General features: G+C 48.6%; 16 protein-coding genes. 8 read left to right on the top strand and 8 right to left on the bottom strand.

Going from position 1 to position 18,448, the window contains the following annotated elements:
* The first annotated feature begins 4 nt into the window (after positions 1–4).
* Positions 5–112, top strand: a complete 108-nt coding sequence (locus AB4111_RS10995) for an IS3 family transposase (protein WP_442031539.1) — start codon at positions 5–7, stop codon at positions 110–112.
* A 58-nt stretch (positions 113–170) separates the two neighbouring features.
* On the opposite strand, the gene AB4111_RS10990 is transcribed toward AB4111_RS10995, so the two are convergent.
* A complete protein-coding gene (locus tag AB4111_RS10990) occupies positions 171–506 on the bottom strand; it encodes a hypothetical protein (protein ID WP_442031538.1) in 336 nt (111 codons plus the stop codon).
* A gap of 258 nt (positions 507–764) precedes the next feature.
* On the opposite strand from AB4111_RS10990, the gene AB4111_RS10985 reads away from it, so the two are divergent.
* Positions 765–2,336, top strand: coding sequence for an ATP-binding protein (locus tag AB4111_RS10985; protein WP_442031537.1), 1,572 nt, complete (start codon positions 765–767; stop codon positions 2,334–2,336).
* Between the two features lie 703 nt (positions 2,337–3,039).
* Here the strand turns inward: AB4111_RS10985 and AB4111_RS10980 are convergent.
* From AB4111_RS10980 to AB4111_RS10970, 3 genes are all read right to left on the bottom strand, one after another.
* On the bottom strand, positions 3,040–4,881 hold the full coding sequence (locus AB4111_RS10980; protein WP_442031536.1) for an ABC transporter ATP-binding protein: 1,842 nt from the start codon (positions 4,879–4,881) through the stop codon (positions 3,040–3,042).
* The gene (locus AB4111_RS10975; RefSeq protein ID WP_442031535.1) at positions 4,865–6,652 is read right to left on the bottom strand and encodes an ABC transporter ATP-binding protein; all 1,788 of its coding nucleotides are present in this window, start codon (positions 6,650–6,652) and stop codon (positions 4,865–4,867) included. Before AB4111_RS10975 ends, AB4111_RS10980 begins: the two co-directional genes overlap by 17 nt.
* A 103-nt stretch (positions 6,653–6,755) precedes the next feature.
* Positions 6,756–7,190 carry a MarR family winged helix-turn-helix transcriptional regulator gene (locus tag AB4111_RS10970; protein ID WP_442031534.1) on the bottom strand — a complete coding sequence of 145 codons (435 nt, stop codon included), beginning with the start codon at positions 7,188–7,190 and terminating at the stop codon, positions 6,756–6,758.
* 413 nt (positions 7,191–7,603) lie between these two features.
* Here AB4111_RS10970 and AB4111_RS10965 point away from each other — a divergent pair, with 413 nt between their 5' ends.
* From AB4111_RS10965 to AB4111_RS10950, 4 genes are all read left to right on the top strand, one after another.
* On the top strand, positions 7,604–8,542 hold the full coding sequence (locus AB4111_RS10965) for an NUDIX domain-containing protein (protein ID WP_442031533.1): 939 nt from the start codon (positions 7,604–7,606) through the stop codon (positions 8,540–8,542).
* A gap of 91 nt (positions 8,543–8,633) precedes the next feature.
* A complete protein-coding gene (locus AB4111_RS10960) occupies positions 8,634–9,119 on the top strand; it encodes an NADAR family protein (protein ID WP_253431031.1) in 486 nt (161 codons plus the stop codon).
* Positions 9,112–10,104 carry a TIGR02452 family protein gene (locus tag AB4111_RS10955; protein ID WP_442031532.1) on the top strand — a complete coding sequence of 331 codons (993 nt, stop codon included), beginning with the start codon at positions 9,112–9,114 and terminating at the stop codon, positions 10,102–10,104. Before AB4111_RS10960 ends, AB4111_RS10955 begins: the two co-directional genes overlap by 8 nt.
* A gap of 59 nt (positions 10,105–10,163) precedes the next feature.
* Positions 10,164–10,586 carry a macro domain-containing protein gene (locus AB4111_RS10950; RefSeq protein WP_442031531.1) on the top strand — a complete coding sequence of 141 codons (423 nt, stop codon included), beginning with the start codon at positions 10,164–10,166 and terminating at the stop codon, positions 10,584–10,586.
* 132 nt (positions 10,587–10,718) lie between these two features.
* Here the strand turns inward: AB4111_RS10950 and AB4111_RS10945 are convergent, their stop codons facing one another.
* The 4 genes from AB4111_RS10945 to AB4111_RS10930 all read right to left on the bottom strand — a co-directional run bounded on the left by AB4111_RS10945 (position 10,719) and on the right by AB4111_RS10930 (position 15,656).
* On the bottom strand, positions 10,719–11,666 hold the full coding sequence (locus tag AB4111_RS10945; protein ID WP_442031530.1) for an iron-hydroxamate ABC transporter substrate-binding protein: 948 nt from the start codon (positions 11,664–11,666) through the stop codon (positions 10,719–10,721).
* Between the two features lie 67 nt (positions 11,667–11,733).
* The gene (locus AB4111_RS10940) at positions 11,734–12,750 is read right to left on the bottom strand and encodes a FecCD family ABC transporter permease (protein ID WP_442031529.1); all 1,017 of its coding nucleotides are present in this window, start codon (positions 12,748–12,750) and stop codon (positions 11,734–11,736) included.
* 2 nt (positions 12,751–12,752) lie between these two features.
* A complete protein-coding gene (locus tag AB4111_RS10935; protein ID WP_442031528.1) occupies positions 12,753–13,826 on the bottom strand; it encodes a FecCD family ABC transporter permease in 1,074 nt (357 codons plus the stop codon).
* A 99-nt stretch (positions 13,827–13,925) separates the two neighbouring features.
* Positions 13,926–15,656: a helix-turn-helix domain-containing protein gene (locus AB4111_RS10930; protein WP_442031527.1), complete on the bottom strand. Its 1,731-nt coding sequence runs from the start codon at positions 15,654–15,656 to the stop codon at positions 13,926–13,928.
* A 654-nt stretch (positions 15,657–16,310) separates the two neighbouring features.
* On the opposite strand from AB4111_RS10930, the gene AB4111_RS10925 reads away from it, so the two are divergent.
* The gene (locus AB4111_RS10925) at positions 16,311–17,312 is read left to right on the top strand and encodes a Gfo/Idh/MocA family protein (RefSeq protein WP_442031526.1); all 1,002 of its coding nucleotides are present in this window, start codon (positions 16,311–16,313) and stop codon (positions 17,310–17,312) included.
* Positions 17,313–17,332: 20 nt separating this feature from the next.
* On the top strand, positions 17,333–17,956 hold the full coding sequence (locus AB4111_RS10920) for a pyroglutamyl-peptidase I (RefSeq protein ID WP_442031525.1): 624 nt from the start codon (positions 17,333–17,335) through the stop codon (positions 17,954–17,956).
* Positions 17,957–18,448 lie beyond the last annotated feature (492 nt).

The following is an 18,448-nucleotide window of genomic DNA, read 5'->3' as shown; positions in this document are numbered from 1 at the left end:
AGAGATTCGACAAGCTGTGGAAGATTATATGTACAATTACAATTACCGACGTTTTCAAGCCAAACTCAAACAGCGCGCACCGATTGAATATCGATGCGCACTGGCAGCATAGCTTTTTTCATCTGTCTGCTTGACAGGGGTAAGACCAATAGAGAGCTGGCTTTAATTGTTTAACCATTGACCATCCAATCGATAACGGGGATAACTGGTCCAATGATGCATAAGAGCAACATGAATCCGGCCACATTACGGGCAACACTTGTGCCATAATGTGAACGATTTTTTTTGGCGATCAAGAAGGCTGGAATCCAGAAGAGGGCTGCTACTATAAATGGAATGTGGAGTCCTTGAGTTCCATTGCTATAAATAGGCATGTTTATTAAGTTAAAAAGGTAATGACTGATCATAAAATTGGCTTTGCCCCATGGAAAGTTAAAGGCAAGGCCCATCGTCAGTACGAGCAGAGATAGCGTTCCGAAGCCCAGTGGTTTGCGTTGTGTTGTCATGTGATATCCTCCATAACCAAGAATTTATCCTAAATTAATCCATTAATGTATTGTAACACAATAATGACCATACGTAGAGGAATTGTTTCACTTTTGTCGATTACAATTACATCATATGTCCTATTGCCTTCATAACTTATACATTCATGCGAATTTGACCAGCCTCCATTAATCGACAACATCAGCTAATCATAATCGATATAATACATGTACATAAGTTGTTTGATGTGAGTTTTATGTCAAAGGGGGCGAGGCTATTTGCTAAGTTACACGATGAAAATGGTAATTTTCCCACTGGGCTGTTTGCTTGTCATTCTGTCCTCTTATGTTCTAAGGCTTACCCCTCATTTGGCAATCATGTTGCTTTCGGGGATTTTATTGGTAGCAAGTATTTATGGGGAGAGAAGATATCCTGTACTGCGAAAGTTCCAATGGATTTTTCTTGGAATATTCCATTATTTCAGTGAGCTGAACTGGTGCAACATGTTGTATTATATGCTCATCCTTTCGATGATCCAGGGTAAACAGCGTGTAGCGCAGACCTTGCCCATTTCACTGCTGTTTATGTTGGAATATACGTTGATTCGCCTTTCCTATGTGCCTATAGATGCATACACATTGCTGGTATCCCTGTTTGATTTGTTAACCTCGGTTGTCATCATATTTTTATATCATACCTTGATTAACAGTGAGACCGAGAAGCGCAGACTTCGGGAAAAAAATCGGTTCCTCACCCTCCATGATCCGCTTACCGGACTGCTAAATTACGAAGGTTACATGGAGGTGCTAAATAAGACAGTAGAAGAACAACGCTCTTTTTTGCTTATCCTTTTGAACGTTAATAACTTTAGCGGTTTTAAAAAAGATTCAGAAGATCCTTGGTGTACGGCAATCACAGGTACAGGCCAGATGATTAGCAATCATTTCACCGAGGCCTATGGCATATCCCGGTATGCAGGAGACCGATTTGCGGTCGTTTTGCCGGAGATACAGGATGTGGAAGAACGAATGTCGTCACTGCTATCCGTGCAGCTTCAAGGACTCCAGGTAAGCTATAGCATCTCCCTGTACCCGGAAATGTCGGATTCGTTGCAGCACTTTATGACGGTAGCCGAGGATAGGCTGCTTCAACAACAGCGCAGCAAATGGCTGAAAAATGAAGAAGAAGTATTTCGTTCCGAAAGACTAAGGGCTGTAGGTGAACTGGCCGCGGGTATGGCTCACGAAATTCGGAACCCGCTTACCGCAATTCGGGGATTCCTGCAGCTGTCACGTGGACAAGCGTTTAATATCGCGCCATGGTATGAAGTGATTATGGGTGAGGTGACGAGAGTGACCGATCTGACGGCTGAATTTTTGCAATTTTCCAAACCACATGCCAATCACATGAAGCCGGAACAATTGGGCCACTGCCTTGAGCGGGTGATGTCTTTGACCGAGTCAGATGCGGCATCCCGTGGGCATCGAATTACGCTTGAAATGACTAATGAACCAGTCGTGATCAACATGGATCGGGATAAGATTGTGCAGGTATTGATCAATCTGATTCGTAACGCCTTTGAAGCAATGACAGACCCTGGTGAGGTTCATATGGATTTGTTACAGGAAGGAGACGCCGTACTCATCTCCATTACAGATACAGGTAGCGGCATTCCGGAAAATTCGCTATCCACAATCTTTAACCCCTTTTATACAACCAAAGAAGAAGGTACGGGACTGGGACTTGCACTCTGCCAGAAAATCGTTCAGGATCACAATGGTAAAATTACCGTTCATAGCGAAATGGGGGTTGGTTCCACCTTCACGCTTCATCTGCCCATGGAGATGTAACGCGTCTCACAGACCAAGGGGCAGCAGCAACATAGTGATTAATCAAAAACGAGAAAACGCCGCATGGGTCCTGAAGAACCCCGTGCGGCGTTTCGTATTTCGATTAAATCAATGTGCAGAATCCACATCGGTTCAGTTCATTTTTGCTATATAAGAGTGTGAATTAAAATAAAGCAAGCGAGATGATGCTGGAGGTCAGCGTCTAAAAAGTCTGGAGTTTAAGCCGGCTGACCCGGGCGAAGAGGGAGTCGATTTTCTAAGGAACATAGGACATCTTATTTGGCATTCAGGTCCTTACTTTACTTTGTAAGAAACTTCAGACACGTTATTTCCCAAAATTCCATGAAGAAACGCTGAAACCGGCTGTTTATTTGGATATAACGTGTCATAGGTTCCTTAGATTTCTGAGAGAGCTTCAAAAGCTTGAATAAGACGCCTCAGATTCGTTAGAGCTCGCCCATACTCTGCTCCAACCGCGAGCGAGAAGACTCCTCCGTCCAGCACCAAGCGGGGAGATTCCTCCAATCCCGCTTGGTGCGAAGTGGAGTTTTTCATGTGGGATGGAGAAAATCCGCTCTCGTAGCGTATTAATCGCTTGTTCGCATACGAAGGAGATGACCTCGCACATTCAGGCTACAGCGCACTTGCTTGCTACGAACGCGCTAAGGATCTCTTCGACATTCAGTAGCTTTGCAGGCACATTTTAGTTCGACTTATTTAGCTGTCCCTGATGTAACTGATAGTAAAATCCCTGTTGCTGCATCAATTCGTCATGGCTTCCCCGTTCAGCGATCTGTCCATCATCAATGACGAGAATCTGGTCAGCTTCACGAATTGTGCTCAGTCTGTGGGCGATGACAAAGCTGGTACGATCCTTCATTAACGTCCGCATCGCGTCCTGGATCTTCATCTCAGTACGCGTATCAATGCTGCTTGTTGCTTCATCCAGAATAAGAATGGCCGGATCGGCCAGAATTGCACGGGCAATAGTCAACAACTGTCGTTGTCCCTGGCTCAGATTGCTTCCCCCGGAAATGATGGGGGTATCGTAGCCCTGCGACAGTTTGCGGATGAATGAATGTGCATTCGCAAGCATAGCTGCTTGCCTGATCTGTTCATCGGTTGCGTCCGGCTTGCCATAGGCGAGATTGTCGCGAATGGTACCCGAGAACAGGTAGGCATCCTGAAGTACAATGCCGAGTTGCCGACGGAGTTGATCCTTCTCCAGTTCAGAGATGTCACATCCATCGATGGTAATCCGTCCGCCTGTAATCTCGTAGAAACGAGGTAACAGATTGATAATGGTCGTTTTACCTGCGCCGGTGGGTCCAACAAGTGCAATCATCTCGCCAGGTTTTGCAGTAAAACTGACCTTCTTCAGAATGTCTCGCTCCGCACTGTACCCGAAGGACACATCCTCAAATACAACTTTACCTTGAATCTGATCCAGTTGTTTCTTCTGTTCCTCCACATATTCGCCAGGCGTATCCATGATGTGAAACACACGTTCAGCACCTGCAATGGCAGCCTGAATCAGATTGTACTGATTGGCCAGATCGCTCAGCGGTCGCTCAATCTGGCGGGAGTAAGCGAGAAAGCTGACGATTAGTCCGATGGACGTCAGATCATGATAAGCCATCCATCCACCTACAGAAGCCAGTATGGCAAACCCGATATTGTTCATCACGTTCATCGTAGGCCCAACCAAACCCGAAACAGTCTGGGCCTGGGTGCTGGATGTGCGAAGTTTCTCGTTCAGGTTCTCAAAATGTTGATGTGCCTGATCCTGACGGTTATAAGCCGCTACGACTTTCTGTCCAGCAATGGTTTCCTGAGCATACCCATTCAGCTCACCGAGCAATTTCTGCTGGGCGGTGAAGTGTTTGCGTGTTCTTGAAGCGATCAGGCGAGTGGCGATGGTAATTAAGGGTACCGTCACCAGGCTGAGCAGGGTAAGCCGAACATCGAGTGCAAACATAATGGACAAAGAGCCAACGAGCAGGATGGCGCTGGACATCAATTGGGTTACGCTTTGATTCAGCGTTGTAGATACGTTATCGATATCATTGGTGGCCCGGCTCATCAGATCCCCGCTTTGATTTTTATCAAAAAAGCTGACAGGCAGCTCTTGCAGTCGGGAGAACAACGCGTGTCGCAGATCTTTAACGGTCAACTGTGACACACCAATCATGACATAGGATTGAGCCCACATCAGGAGTGAGCCAAGGATATAAACACTCAGCAAGAGGAGACATTCTTTCAGCAAACCCGCTGTTACTTTGGGAACGATATGTTCGTTAACGGCGCGGCCGAGAAGATAAGGTCCCGCCAGATTGAGTAGTGTTCCGAGAGCGGTCAGCACCAATGCAGCAATGACTCCTTTGCGGTGACGTCCCATGTATGACCATACCCGGATTAAGGCGTGGCGGGCATTTTTGGCTCTGACTTTGGGAACAGGTCCTCTGCCCGCAGGTCCGGGTCTTCCGATGGGAGGCACGACCGTTTGTTGTATGGAGGAAGAGGCAGGTTTAGCCAAATTGAACATCCTCCTTCCGTTGCTGCGAATAATAGATCGCTTGGTAGTGTGATGAATGAGCCATCAGGTCATCATGTGTGCCCCTGGCAACGATCTGTCCTTCATCGATGACATATATACAGTCTGCATCCTTCACGGAGGAGATCCGCTGTGCAATCAAAAAGGTGGTGCTGTCTTTCATTAAGGACTGTAAAGCCTTCTGAATACTCGCTTCTGTGCGCAAATCCACAGCACTGGTGCTATCGTCCAGAATCAGCACTTCCGGTCGCATGAGCAGGGCGCGTGCAATGGATATACGTTGTTTCTGCCCACCGGACAGATTGACCCCGCGTTGACCCAGTTCCGTGTCATATCCGTCTTTCAGTTTCATAATAAAATCATCCGCTGCCGCAGCTTGTGCCGCAGCACGCAATTCAGCATCCGTTGCACCGGGCCGGCCGAAGCATATGTTATCCCGGATGCTGCCGCTGAACAGAATGGATTCCTGGAGCACAATGGACACACGGCTGCGAAGCTCCTGAAGATCCCAGTTGCGTACGTTCACTCCATTCACGAGCACTTCACCCTGCGAAGCATCATACAGACGGGGAATCAGCTGCACCAGCGATGTTTTGCCTGAACCTGTGGAACCGATCAGGGCCACTTTCTCACCCGGGCGAGCGATTAGGTTAATGCCAGAGAGTGCATGGTCTCCGTCATAACGGAAAGACACGTCTCTGAACTCCACTTGACCAGCTGTGCGCGACACGACAGGAGATGGTTGGTATGATCTCTGGTGGTCACGGGTAGACGGGGGTGACTGTATATTCCTGAAGTTATCGCTTCCTGATTGAATATCCGGCTGTGTATGTAACACCTCGTTGATCCGGGCGGCAGATACCTTGGCGCGGGAGAAGCTCATCATCATCATGCCGATCGACGTGAGGGACGAGAGGACAACCGTGACATAGTTGATAAAAGCAATCAGATCTCCGGCAGCAATATCGCCTCCTACTACCTGGAAACCTCCGAACCACAGCACCGCTACAATGGTAGCGTTCAGCATTAAGCTAAGCACAGGTGCATTCAGCGTTACAATACGCCAGGCTTTGACAGCGGTTGTCGTGTAATCTTCGTTGGATTGCTTGAACCGCTTTTTCTCCAGACGTGCACGTGCAAACGCCTTGACGACACGGATACCGGCAAGATTCTCCTGAAGGACAGCGTTGACCTGATCAAGCTTGCTCTGAACACTGGCGAACAGCGGATAGGATGCTTTTATCAGGATAAATAAAATAATAAACAGTACCGGTACAGTCAGAATAAGAATGAGTGCCAGCTTCACACTGATCGTAAACGCCATGATAATACTACCGATGATCAGCATTGGCGAACGGATAAACATCCGCAGCAGCATCTGCACAAAGGTCTGCATCTGGGTAATATCACTGGTCAGACGAGTGATCAGAGATCCTTCCTGAAACGTATCCAGATTACGGAAGGAGAAGGTTTGAATATGATCAAATAGTTCCTGACGCAGATCCGTGCCGTATCCCACGGCAGCTTTGCTTGAATAGAGTGTACATCCTGCGCCGCCGACCCAGCCGATTAATGCAACAAGCAGCATGATCAGACCTGTAGTTAGGATATGGGACAGATTCCCTGCAAGTACACCATCATCCACGATGCTGGACATCAGCTTGGGCTGGAGCAGGTCCATGGTTACCTCAAGTACCATGAGCAGTGGGGCGATGATCGCCGCTGACTTATACGGCGTCAAGAATCGTTTTAACGTCCACAATAGGAAATCACCTCAGTTTTAATTGCATAAGTGAATCAATTTCATCATACCTTTAGCTGCGTCAAGCCAGTTGTTGTTAGCGATGTCGAGAGTTTGCATCACCTCAGGATTCACGCAGGTTTTGGAGCATACGCTGTGCAAGTAGAGACATGATCCGGGATTCTTCCAGTGTAAAATCTTTCTGAGCCTGCTGTTCCAACTCCTGAATCACTACTCTCAATTCTTGTAGCGCGGAGCGCCCCTGATCGGTCAGGTATACCCGCAGACTGCGCAGATCCTTCGGGTCTGCTTCGCGTCTCACATAACCGGATGTTTCCATGCGCTTGAGCATGACGGTTACTGTTGCGGGGCTCCGCTGAAGTTGTTCGGCCAGATTTTTCTGGGATTGGCCATCCTCCCGTTCAAGCTGGAACAGCAAAGGGGGCTGCCCCGGGTATAACTCGGGGTGGTTTACAAGTTTCTCATGAACCTTGTAACGTTTCAGTTTCACGAGCTCGGATAGCTGTCCCATTAACCGCTCATTGTGGACTGGGTTCATATCATCCGCTCCATTCATATCCTTTTAGAGGTTGTTCAAAAAGTCCACTTTTGATTACGAATGATGCCTAGCGGCATCATCAGCATCGAATATAAAATTCAGCCGAAATAAGCGGATGCTTACGAAGGTTGTTTCCTTCGGAAACATTGTAGTTGCTCACGTAGTTTGCCTACGCTCCGCTACTCCATTTCTACCTTCATCCCATCTTCTCGGTACTGAAAACTGGACTTTTTGAACACATTATTTAGTTAGTCGACTAACTAAATTTTAAGTTTGATTTGACATATCGTCAAGTGAATACAGATCATTTATTTTGGATTGGAAATATTGACCTGAGATAAAACGATGTGATAAATTGATATTATCTAATTGTTAATAACAAAACGTTAATAACAGAATGGGGTTTATATCGTATGACTAACGAAGGTTCCTCTGGAGGAAATGCTCCCGATTACCAGGAGCATCAGGATCAGGCACATATTAGTGAAGAACAGTTTTTGGACAGCTATGATGCTGGCGATTACGAACGTCCTTCCGTCACCGTGGACATGTTGGTATTTACGATTCGCAGTGAAGCTCAGGAGAATTATCGCAAGCTCGCGGAACCCGAACTTCAGTTGCTGCTGATTCGTCGAGGCGGCCATCCCTATCTGGGACAGTGGGCGTTACCGGGCGGATTTGTCTCCATGCAGGAATCATTGGAAGATGCTGCTCGGCGGGAATTGTTGACGGAGACGGGGCTGGATGATATTTATCTGGAGCAACTGTACACCTGGGGAGATGTGGAGCGAGATCCACGTACACGGGTTATCAGCTGTTCCTATATGGCGCTGGTGGATAGCAGCGAGCTGGAGCTTCAGGCCGGTGATGATGCCAGTGAAGCCAATTGGTTTCGGGTGGAGCAGCGACTTCTGGAAGAGAAGCGCCATATCCATGAGCGTGGACGTGTGACAGAACGCAGGCTGCAATTGATTTTGACCAATGGAACAGAAGAGTTGTCGGCCATTGTTGAGACGAAAGAAACGATAGAAGGAAAAGTGCGGAGCCATCATGTGACGTTGGTTGAGGTTCAGGGGATTGCATTTGATCATGCCAAAATCATTCATTATGCACTTGAACGTCTGCGATCCAAGATCGAGTATACGGATATTGCATTCAATCTGATGCCAGAGACGTTCACATTGACTGCGCTTCAGAAAGTACACGAGATCATCAGTGGCAAAAAGCTGCTGGCTGCTGCTTTCCGGCGCAAAATCGCCGATTGGGTCATTGAGACGGGAGACTATGCGAGCAGTGCCGGTCATCGACCATCACGTTTATACAGATTGAACCCAGAGAGGCATACACCATAGAAACGGTAAGAATCAATGAACTCGTACGAAGTGATTCAGGCCAGGGGCCCGATCGCTGCATACATGAGGAGCAAGTAAAGAGGGGATATGGATGGAAAAGTTTACGTTTTTCTGGCGGACTGCATCGCCGTTCTCACAGTGGCACCCGGCGGATTTTACCGTGAACGGGGTTCGCTACACGAGTGCGGAGCAATACATGATGCACCAGAAAGCACTGCTGTTTGGCGATCAGACCATCGCAGATAAGATTCTGAAGGCAAGCTCTGCTTCGGTACAAAAAAAGCTGGGCAGACAGGTCGCAGGCTTCGACCAGACGTTATGGGAAGCTGAGTGCCAGCGCATCGTTTACGAGGGCAATTGGGCCAAATTTACACAAAACGAAGAACTGCTAACCGCGCTGCGCGCCACTCGTGGAACGACCCTTGTGGAAGCAAGTCCAGATGATCGTATCTGGGGTGTGGGACTGGCGGAGGAAGACCCGCGTATTCGCAATAGAAGAACATGGCGGGGAACCAACTGGCTGGGTGAGATTCTGACCCGTCTAAGAGAAGATATAGGAAGTGATTCAGATGAGTGACCAACAACAGGATAAGAACAATACCATCAATAACAAAAATAGCAGTGGGCGTTATAACAACAATAATAAACTCGGTAGATCAACTGGGAATGCCGGCTCCAATTCACGTTCCGTGCGGGCTAATATCGCACAGCAGACGTTGGCTATTTTGGATGAAGGGCATTACGTAAATGGTTATGATCGCAAGGTTGGGATCGGTACCGATGTGCAGCAAGCCATCCGTAATTCGGTGTTATATCGTCCATCAGCATTGTCCGCGCTCAGAGAAAAGCGTCGTACAGAAGCTCAGGCTGGAATTCAACCGGTAGCCTCATCTACTGAGTTTGAAGCAGTGTCAGTTCGCATTGAGGTTACTGGCGAGACTACACTTGGAGCCGCTTCACGTTTGGCGGTAGCTGAAGGAAGAGAAGATGTGGTCTGTCTAAACTTTGCATCGGCGAAAAATCCTGGCGGTGGCTTCCTTGGCGGAAGTCAGGCACAGGAAGAGAGTCTGGCCCGAGCGACAGGACTATACCCGTGCATCGCCCAGATGGATGAAATGTACGAGTACAATCGCAAACAGCGATCGGCTCTCTATTCGGATTATATGATCTATTCGCCGGATGTTCCAGTGATCCGTGATGATGAAGACCGTCTGCTGGACAAATATTATGTATCTTCATTCATTACTGCGCCAGCGGTAAATGCGGGTGTGGTGAAAGAGCGTGGAGAAGCGGATGATCTACAGATTGAGTCCGTGATGAAGGCGCGTATCCGTTATATTCTGGATGTGGCTGCTTCCAACGGTCATCGCACAATTGTTCTGGGCGCGTACGGTTGCGGCGTATTCCGTAACGAACCGGCAGTGGTGGCGAAGTATTTTCATGATGTGTTAGTGGGAGAGGCTTATAAGGACGCCTTTGAACGCATTGTATTTGCTGTATATGATCGATCAGCAGGTCAGAGAACATTAAAGGCGTTTCAACGTTTTTTGGCAGAGGCGTAATTAAGTAGAACAAAGGATGTAGTTTAAAGAAGAAAGCGGGACAAAAGGAGAGAGATGGCATGCAGTTCCATGAGAGACAACAGGATTTATTTGATCTGGAAGATGAGTACATGCTTGCGCACTGCATATCAGCTGATGCAAGGATGGGCAAGGGCATTGCGGTACAGTTCCGCGAGCGATTCGGTTTGGAGAATCTTCAAGAACAGGCCAAACAAGAGCCACTTGAGATTGGACGATGTTATCCGGTAGGACGGACGCTCAATCTGGTCACCAAGGCAAAGTTCTCCAATAAGCCAACGTACCAATCGTTGACTAATGCGGTAGAATCCATGCGGGACGTATGTGTGATGGAAGGTATTACGAAACTGGCGATGCCCCGAATAGGATGTGGGCTGGACAGGCTGAAATGGGATAAGGTCAGTCCGATTATCCAGGCAACTTTTGCTAATACGGATGTTGAGATCATTGTCTGTACGGTGTGAGCGAGCTTGGTGGAAGAGGATGAAATGCCAGCTTGGTGGCAGATCCAAAGCAAAAACCTCAGCTTTGAGGGGGATAGAGCGTAAGTATGATTCATACGAACGCTGTTCCGCTTTCAAAGTGAGGTTTTTTGGTTATTTTTTGGAGAACATTTCTTTGGCTTCATCCATGGCCATTTTATTACCGATCGATGAGTAATCGAGCCAAGGTTGTGCACCAATTGGGTAGACATGACCAGCTTTGACTGCTTTTAGACCTTGCCAGATCGGATTGTTTTGCAGCTCCTTAAACATGGTTTGGGCTTCATCATCCGAATTCACAACCACAAAGATCGCATCTGCATCATAGTCCGGCAAGATTTCACGGGAGACGACTTGATACGGTTTAGTGGAATCGATATCTGTGATGCCTTTGGCAGGCGTCAGACCGAGATCCTCATACAAAATCGGACCCATGGGACGACGTGTACTGAACACACGTAATTCTTTGGCAGTAACACGGATCGCCATTACTGTACCATCACCAATCGTATCATGAATCAGAGATTTCACTTCTTCCGTCTCAGTCGCATAGTCCTGAATGTATTGTTCGGCTTCCTTCTCGCGATTCACGAGTTTGCCAATGTCTTTCAGATGATCACGCCATGTACCGTCATCCAGATTGAAGACATGCACTGGAGCAATTTTTTCGAATTTGGCAATATCATCACCGGAGAATTCTTCGTCCAGATAGATCACATCGGGTTTCAGGGCAAGCAAAGCTTCCATATCCGGGTCTTTAACCGGACCAAGTGGGGTTGTATTTTGAAGGCGATCAGCAACATGGGACAGGAAGCCTTTGGCTTCGCCACCGATAACAGAACCAACCGGCGTAATCCCGAGAGACAGCAGATCATTGGTCAGATGGATCGACATGGAGGCAATACGTGGCTCTCCTGAACTTGCACTGTTGTCCTGATTCTTGGTTGAAGTATCCGTAGACGAACCACCAGAAGCAGATGATGAATTATTGGCCGTTCCACAAGCTGCAAGCACAAGCACCAGACAGATACTCATGACAAGCATAAGATTTTTCTTTAACATGGGTAGTCACATTCTCCTTGAACATCTCTTGGATGTCTTTATTGTTTTATTTTTTGAAAAAAAAAGATCACTTGCTTCGTACTAACAGGTACAAAAAGTAAGGTGCACCAATCGCAGCAACCACCACGCCTGCTGGAATGGCATTAGGCTGAAAAATAGTGCGACCGATCGTGTCGGCGGTCACCAGAATAACCATACCGATGAGCCCGGCAGCAGGGATCAGATGCCGATGCATCGGACCGACAAGTCTGCGCGCCAGATGCGGCGCTGCCAGACCGATAAAGCCAATGCCACCAGCCATCGATACACTAACGGCAGACAAGGCTACGGCACAGAGCAGCAAAATAACACGCTGGGATCGAACAGGCGTCCCAATGCTGGTTGCGGCAGCATCTCCAAGATTGAAGGCATCGAGCGTTTTGGAACGACTCCAAATGTACGAGATACAAAGCACCACCCAAGGAAGCAACGCTTGCACATGAATCCAGTCCCTGCCCCAGACGCTTCCTGCCAGCCAGCGAGCGGCAAAGGAATAGGTGTCTTCATCCAGACGCAGGGATAGGTAGAGGGTCAACGCATGGAACCCGGCCGCTACCGCAATTCCCACCAGAATCAGCTTAATGGGTGATACGCCGTTATGGCGATCATAAGATAGCAGCATGATGATCAGGGCGGCGGCAACACTGCCTGCAAAAGCAAATAACGGAATCAGCAAGGCTACAGAGCCATCCATCGTAAAGGAGAGACTAACAAACACCATGAGTCCAAACGCTGCCCCTGCATGTAATCCCAGAATGCCCGGGTCCGCCAGTGGATTGAGGGTGATCCCTTGCAGGGCTGCTCCGGCAATACCAAGTCCCGCTCCGGCCAGTACCGTGACCAGGATGCGAGGCAGGCGGTAATCAAACAGAACAATCTGATCGTCCGAACTGCCATGACCAAACAAAGTCTGTAACACAGCCGCTGGGGAGAGGCGAATGGTCCCCGTGTTCAGGCTGATCGCAATAACGGCAATGGCGATGCAGAGCAGCGTGATACTGACGACTATCGAACGTGTACCTCGTGAAGGTGTATTGAAATTCATCGCTACAAGGCCCTCCTTTCTTTACGGGCCAGATAGAGGAAGAACGGTACACCAACAAAGGCGACCATAATGCCTACGGCGAGCTCTTCCGGCGGGTTCACGATGCGTGAGCCCAGATCGGCGAGCACCAGTAATATCGCTCCAAGCAGAGAAGACATCGGAATGATGAGTCGATAATCCACACCCACCAATTTGCGTGAGATATGAGGGATGACCAGTCCGACAAATCCAATTGAGCCTACTGCCGACACGGACACACCAGCCAGCACAACAACTGCTGCGAGGGCGAAAAACCTCGTCCAGCGCAGGTTGATCCCGAGATTAATCGCCACTTCTTCACCGAGTGACATCAGCGATACACGCCGGGCGAGTGGCATAATCAGTACGAGTGTGGCGAGCAGCACGGGAAGAATCAGCTTGAGATGCCGCCATTCTATTCCGCCAAAACCTCCTGCATACCAGAAGGCCAGATCCTGACTCAGGTCAAAATAAATGGCAACTCCTGTGCTGAGCGAGGTTAACATGGCTGCAATAACGGCCCCGGCAACGGTCAGTCTAATGGAATTCAGACCACCAGGTGCTGCCATGCCAAGCAGGAAGATAAGCAGTGTGCCCAGAACAGCCCCTACGAATGATAAGAACATAATCCAGCCGTATGGCAGTCCGGGCCAAAAGGCAAAGCTCAGTGCTACTACAAAAGTGGCTCCAGCATTGATGCCCAGAATGCCCGTGTCTGCCAGCGGATTACGTGTAATGCCTTGCATTAAAGCTCCTGCAGCGGCAAAGGCAGCGCCGATAATAACCGCGGCAAGAACACGAGGCAGCCGCAGCTCATGAATAATCTGATGTGGTGTCAAAGCCGGGTTGTACTGAAATATGGCAGCCCATACAGTTTCCAGCGTTAGCCCTTTGGCACCTAAAGAGATGGCGACAAACATACTTAGCAGCAGTATGGCTACGGCAGACAAAAACGTCAGCCCAACGGTCACTGCAGATTTTCTTGAATTAGACGGACGATGTGGCAGTCCCGGATGTTGAATACGGGTCACTCCTTTGGTACCAACAACGCATTTCATTGTTATTGATTATCATTATCAATTAGTGATCATTATAGAATCTTAATTCAGGCCCGTACATGGCATAAATTAAGATTCTGGAGATGGACATTTTTTAGATTACATAAGTGAAGGTTTGTTCGTCAACATAGAGAGCGCTTCATCAAGCTGGATGTTGATGGAATAAGGAGCATATACGACCCATGAGTTCCAGTCAATGAGATGTACACGTCCGTTTTTTACCGCAGGATGGCTGTTCCATAGCGGATTCGAGGCCATCTCTTTCAACAGTGTTGCCTTTTCATGCATAGAATTAACCGCCAGTACCAGCACATCTGCCTCCAAACCATCCCATTCTCCTAGTGTGAAGGGCAACCAGTTGAATCCGACGCCGGGAGGTTTGCCAGCCAGTTCGGTCTGAATGCGCTGAGGAGCGGCCAATTGCAGACTGCGGTAAAAGACATGTCCGAAGTTGCGGTGGCTGTACATCCGTGGACCTTTAGGCGTTAACGTGCCAACGGCGACGGTAATATCTCCGGCCAATTCCTTGATTTTTTTGCGTGCACGCTCGGCTTTGCGCTCATGTCGATCCAGCCAATCTGTCGCTGCTTGGGTACGATCCACAATAGATGCAATCTGATGCAGATGACCGAAGATGTCTGTCTGGTTCCAGGGAATGGTGATGATGGGAGCGATATCGCCAATATGCTCCATGGCTTTTGCAGCTGCATTGTCCTTGGTCAGAATCAATTCAGGATTCACATCCAGGAAAGCCTGACGTCCCTGTTCCCACGGTTCATAAGCGTGGAAGGGCAGTGCCAGCGATTTGGGCAGATGAGGCAGGTGGCCCTGGATCTGAGCTGCGCATGGCGTGATGCCAAGTGTCATCAGATGGTCAGTGTATGGATAGGAGAGCGATACGATGTTCCGGTGAACCTGCTTCGCATAGGAAGTGGGAGCATACCCAGCATGGTTCCGGAAACGTCGGCTGAAATAAAATTCGTCACGGTAACCCACTTCACGAGCCACATCACGGATACGCAGATCGGAAGTGAGCAGCAATTCCTTGGCCCGGTTCATACGCAGATGCGTGATGTATTCAATCGGATTCTTCTGCATGCGGCTCTTGAATAGCTGTGAGTAATAGGACGGGTGCATGTCAGCCAGTTCAGCCAGCTTTTCCAGCTTGATCTCGTTCATATAGTTTTCGCGCATGTATTGCAGGGTGGACCTGAGCCACTGTTCGGGTTCCTCCTGTCCAGCCACTACGTCAGTCGGGTCTTCTTGGGGCCAGAGCATATGCAACAGTTCCGTCAGGAAGAGCTGTGCTTTCAAGTCTTTTTGCGAATTATCGTTGTTAAGTTGTGTAAGCTGCACGGCAATGCGCTGTATACCGTAAAAGGGGCCCTGAATCCAGCCTGTAACCGGTGAACTGAGTTCACGTTCGTAGATGCGTCTGGCATTGGTCTTCTCCGTAGCCCGATACAGATCAAAGTGAATGATATATAGTTCAATATCATGGTCTTCATCTCCGATCATTTCAATTGTTGTGCCGGGTGTGCACAGACAAGCTGATTTGCGACCTAGGTGGGATTCGGTCCCATTCATGATCAGTGTGCCCGTGAATTTGTGCATATATATGAAGGTATGATGAGCAAGCTCAGTCGTGGACCAGTGCCATTTCCCACGGGTTATAATCTGTTCTGCCTGTCGGAATTCGATCAGGATATCATGCAGGAATGCATCCAGGTCTGCACGGGTTGAGGATTCTTTTACTGATGTGGGACTTGTCTGCTGATGCAACAGGTGTGGATTGATGCCGCTGTGGGCGGGACTTGGGATGGTAGTCATGGGGCTAGGCGACCTCCTCTCTTATGAAAAGTTATTTAGGTAATGATTGATTCTGGAACGGGACTATATTCGCTCGACCTGAACGTTGTTCTTGAACATCTATTGATGCGTTTCGCATGATTTTATGATTACTGGCTGCCTTGTCAAAAGCACGTTTGCAGTATAGTCAGATATTTTATACATGTAAGACGGGGATAGGTTCTGTTGATCAGGTGTGGTGGATAATGTAACCGGATTGTCCCCAGGACGTGTCTCAAAACTCGCTGACGTACATCTTTTACCGCCTTTTCGCCCCACACAGCGCACTTCCCTTTGACGTGCCCCGGCACGCCTACGGAAAACCTTTCTTGCTTGGAACGAAAATTCAGCAAAGACTGTTTCCTTCGGAGTTTTCAGACACGCCCTAGTTACAAGTCAGCTTAGGGACAAGAACTCTTGACCCAAGTCTGCTGATAATCTTAGCAAATCTATTGGAGAATTGAAATGTACACAGAGATGTTCGAGTCCCTGGTGAACTGGAATTCTAATGAGAACACATAATCGAAATCGTTTTCTGACGTAAGCGTTTCTTTTTGGTAAAATAAAGGGGATAACCTGTTGGCCTGATCTGAATCATGATCCTTTTTAACACATTTGCAGTAGGGAGGCTTTAATATGACAGAAGTAGCGGGACGGGACAAAGTACGTTGGGGCATTATGGGCACGGGATGGATTGCATCCCAGTTTGCAAGGGATCTGGAGCATGCCGGGAACGCAGTGAAAGCAGCGGTAGGTTCACGGACAGCGGGTAGCGCGGAGAAGTTTGCAGCTGAATATGGTTTTGCACGCGCTTACGGTTCTTATGATGAGATGCTGCAAGATCCTGAGGTAGATATTATCTATGTGGCAACACCTCATCCTGTGCATAAGGAGAATGTCATGGCTTGTCTGGAGGCAGGCAAGGCGGTGCTCTGTGAAAAGCCGTTTACGATGAATGCGCGTCAGTTGGAGCAACTGGTGGAGACGGCACGGGAGCGCAACCTCTTCCTGATGGAAGGGATGTGGACACGCTTTTTGCCGCCGATCGCTCAAGCCAGAGCATGGATTGCTGAAGGACGAATCGGTGAAGTACGTTTGCTTCAGGCAGACTTTGGATTCCGTGTCGGCTGGGAGCCGGAAGGAAGGTTGCTTAATCCGGATCTGGGTGGGGGAGCTTTGCTTGATGCAGGGGTGTACCCGATCTCCTTTGCTTCGATGATCTTTGGCGAACAGCCCCAGCATGTATGGAGTACGGCCAATATCGGTGAGACGGGGGTGGACGAGCAGTTTTCCGTATTACTGTCCTATTCCGAAGGGCGTTCTGCATCACTGAGTGCTGCCATTCGTCTGAACCTCAGCAATGAAGCGGTCATATACGGTACGGAAGGCAAGATTCGTCTCCCTTTATTCCTGGCGGGCAAAGAAGCCTATCTTCATGTGAATGGTCAGGACGAGCCGGAGAAGTTCACGGATGATCGAACATGTATTGGTTATGCTTTTGAGGCAGAAGAAGCCGGACGCTGTATCCTCGAAGGTCGGACGGAGAGCAATACCATTAAACTGGACGAATCCCTGGAAATTATGAAACTGATGGACACGATTCGGGGTCAGTGGGGATTGCGTTACAAATCGGAGTAACAGACAGGAGCTGACGTGTGATGGTGAAAATTCTGATATCCGGGTTTGAACCTTTTGGCGGAGATACAGTGAATCCGACGGGAGCGTTAATGGAAGCTCTTGCGAACGAAGTGATCGAGGGTGCTGAGCTAAAAACAGTACTGTTGCCCGTGCACTTCGATGAATGTGCAGATCTGCTCATCGCAGAGATGGAAGCCTATGGGCCCGATGTTGTCATCGCCTGTGGGCTGGCCAAGGGCAGAACGTGCATCACACCGGAGCGGATTGCCGTTAATGTCAAAGACATTCCGCCTGGCTCCTACGCGGATAACCAGGGGCAGCGTCCCGTGGACGAGCCAATTGTTGATGGTAGCCCGGACGGTTTGTTCTCCACGTTGCCTATACGTGCCATGGTGAATGACATGTCAGCAGCAGGTATTCCGGCAGCCGTCTCCAATACAGCAGGCACGTATATCTGCAACAACACGATGTACCGGGTACTGGATCACATTCGAGTAGGTCAACTTCTGATCCGTGCCGGATTTGTACACTTTCCCGCCTCAACAGAGATGGCTGTATTGCAGCCTTCGATCCCTTCGCTACCTATACCCGTGATGCTGGATGCGCTGCGGATGATGATCCGCACGATTGTGGCTGATTCGTAGGGAATGTTTACGAAGTAGACATGGCTAACGAGAATAGATACGGCTAAGAGGAAGAGAAGAAGGATTAATTAGAAGTGGGTTTGGATGTGGGAATAAGGATTGGATGTAGGAGTAGGTAGGAACAGGACGAAGTCGAGAGCGTGAGGTTGAGTAAAGCAGCAGGCGTTCTTTCTGTTGAAATATAAAGTCAAAAAAGAGCTGTCCCGTCGTCATGCGTCTGACTTTAGGGGACAGCTCTTTCTATTTTGTGGCCTTGGGACGGACTTTAACGAACCGAGCAAACGTTATTCGCTGGAAATACGCACATCGCAATTTCTAACGAATCGTAGGAACGTTATTTTGCGAATTTAAGCGAGTTTGTTGGTGATATGACCCATTTCTAGCTAAATAGAGTGTCTGGGATTCGTTAGAATTTTCGTTGCATGATATTCCGCAGAATAACGTGCATAGGGTTCGTTAGTTTTAGAACGCACAGCTATAGCTCCGAATCAA

This window comes from Paenibacillus sp. 2KB_22 (assembly GCF_052115745.1).
Taxonomy (GTDB): domain Bacteria; phylum Bacillota; class Bacilli; order Paenibacillales; family Paenibacillaceae; genus Paenibacillus.
Note: the sequence above shows the minus strand (reverse complement) of the source record. Positions and strands in the feature narration are given on the sequence as shown.

Excerpts from the sequence above, each read along its gene's own strand:
- AB4111_RS10950 (WP_442031531.1), top strand. The coding sequence starts at position 10,164 with ATGCAGTTCCATGAGAGACAACAGGATTTATTTGATCTGGAAGATGAG.
- AB4111_RS10965 (WP_442031533.1), top strand. The coding sequence starts at position 7,604 with ATGACTAACGAAGGTTCCTCTGGAGGAAATGCTCCCGATTACCAGGAG.
- AB4111_RS10920 (WP_442031525.1), top strand. The coding sequence starts at position 17,333 with ATGGTGAAAATTCTGATATCCGGGTTTGAACCTTTTGGCGGAGATACA.
- AB4111_RS10955 (WP_442031532.1), top strand. The coding sequence starts at position 9,112 with ATGAGTGACCAACAACAGGATAAGAACAATACCATCAATAACAAAAAT.
- AB4111_RS10940 (WP_442031529.1), bottom strand. The coding sequence starts at position 12,750 with ATGAATTTCAATACACCTTCACGAGGTACACGTTCGATAGTCGTCAGT.
- AB4111_RS10930 (WP_442031527.1), bottom strand. The coding sequence starts at position 15,656 with ATGACTACCATCCCAAGTCCCGCCCACAGCGGCATCAATCCACACCTG.
- AB4111_RS10960 (WP_253431031.1), top strand. The coding sequence starts at position 8,634 with ATGGAAAAGTTTACGTTTTTCTGGCGGACTGCATCGCCGTTCTCACAG.
- AB4111_RS10935 (WP_442031528.1), bottom strand. The coding sequence starts at position 13,826 with ATGAAATGCGTTGTTGGTACCAAAGGAGTGACCCGTATTCAACATCCG.
- AB4111_RS10945 (WP_442031530.1), bottom strand. The coding sequence starts at position 11,666 with ATGTTAAAGAAAAATCTTATGCTTGTCATGAGTATCTGTCTGGTGCTT.
- AB4111_RS10990 (WP_442031538.1), bottom strand. The coding sequence starts at position 506 with ATGACAACACAACGCAAACCACTGGGCTTCGGAACGCTATCTCTGCTC.
- AB4111_RS10980 (WP_442031536.1), bottom strand. The coding sequence starts at position 4,881 with ATGTTCAATTTGGCTAAACCTGCCTCTTCCTCCATACAACAAACGGTC.
- AB4111_RS10970 (WP_442031534.1), bottom strand. The coding sequence starts at position 7,190 with ATGAACCCAGTCCACAATGAGCGGTTAATGGGACAGCTATCCGAGCTC.
- AB4111_RS10925 (WP_442031526.1), top strand. The coding sequence starts at position 16,311 with ATGACAGAAGTAGCGGGACGGGACAAAGTACGTTGGGGCATTATGGGC.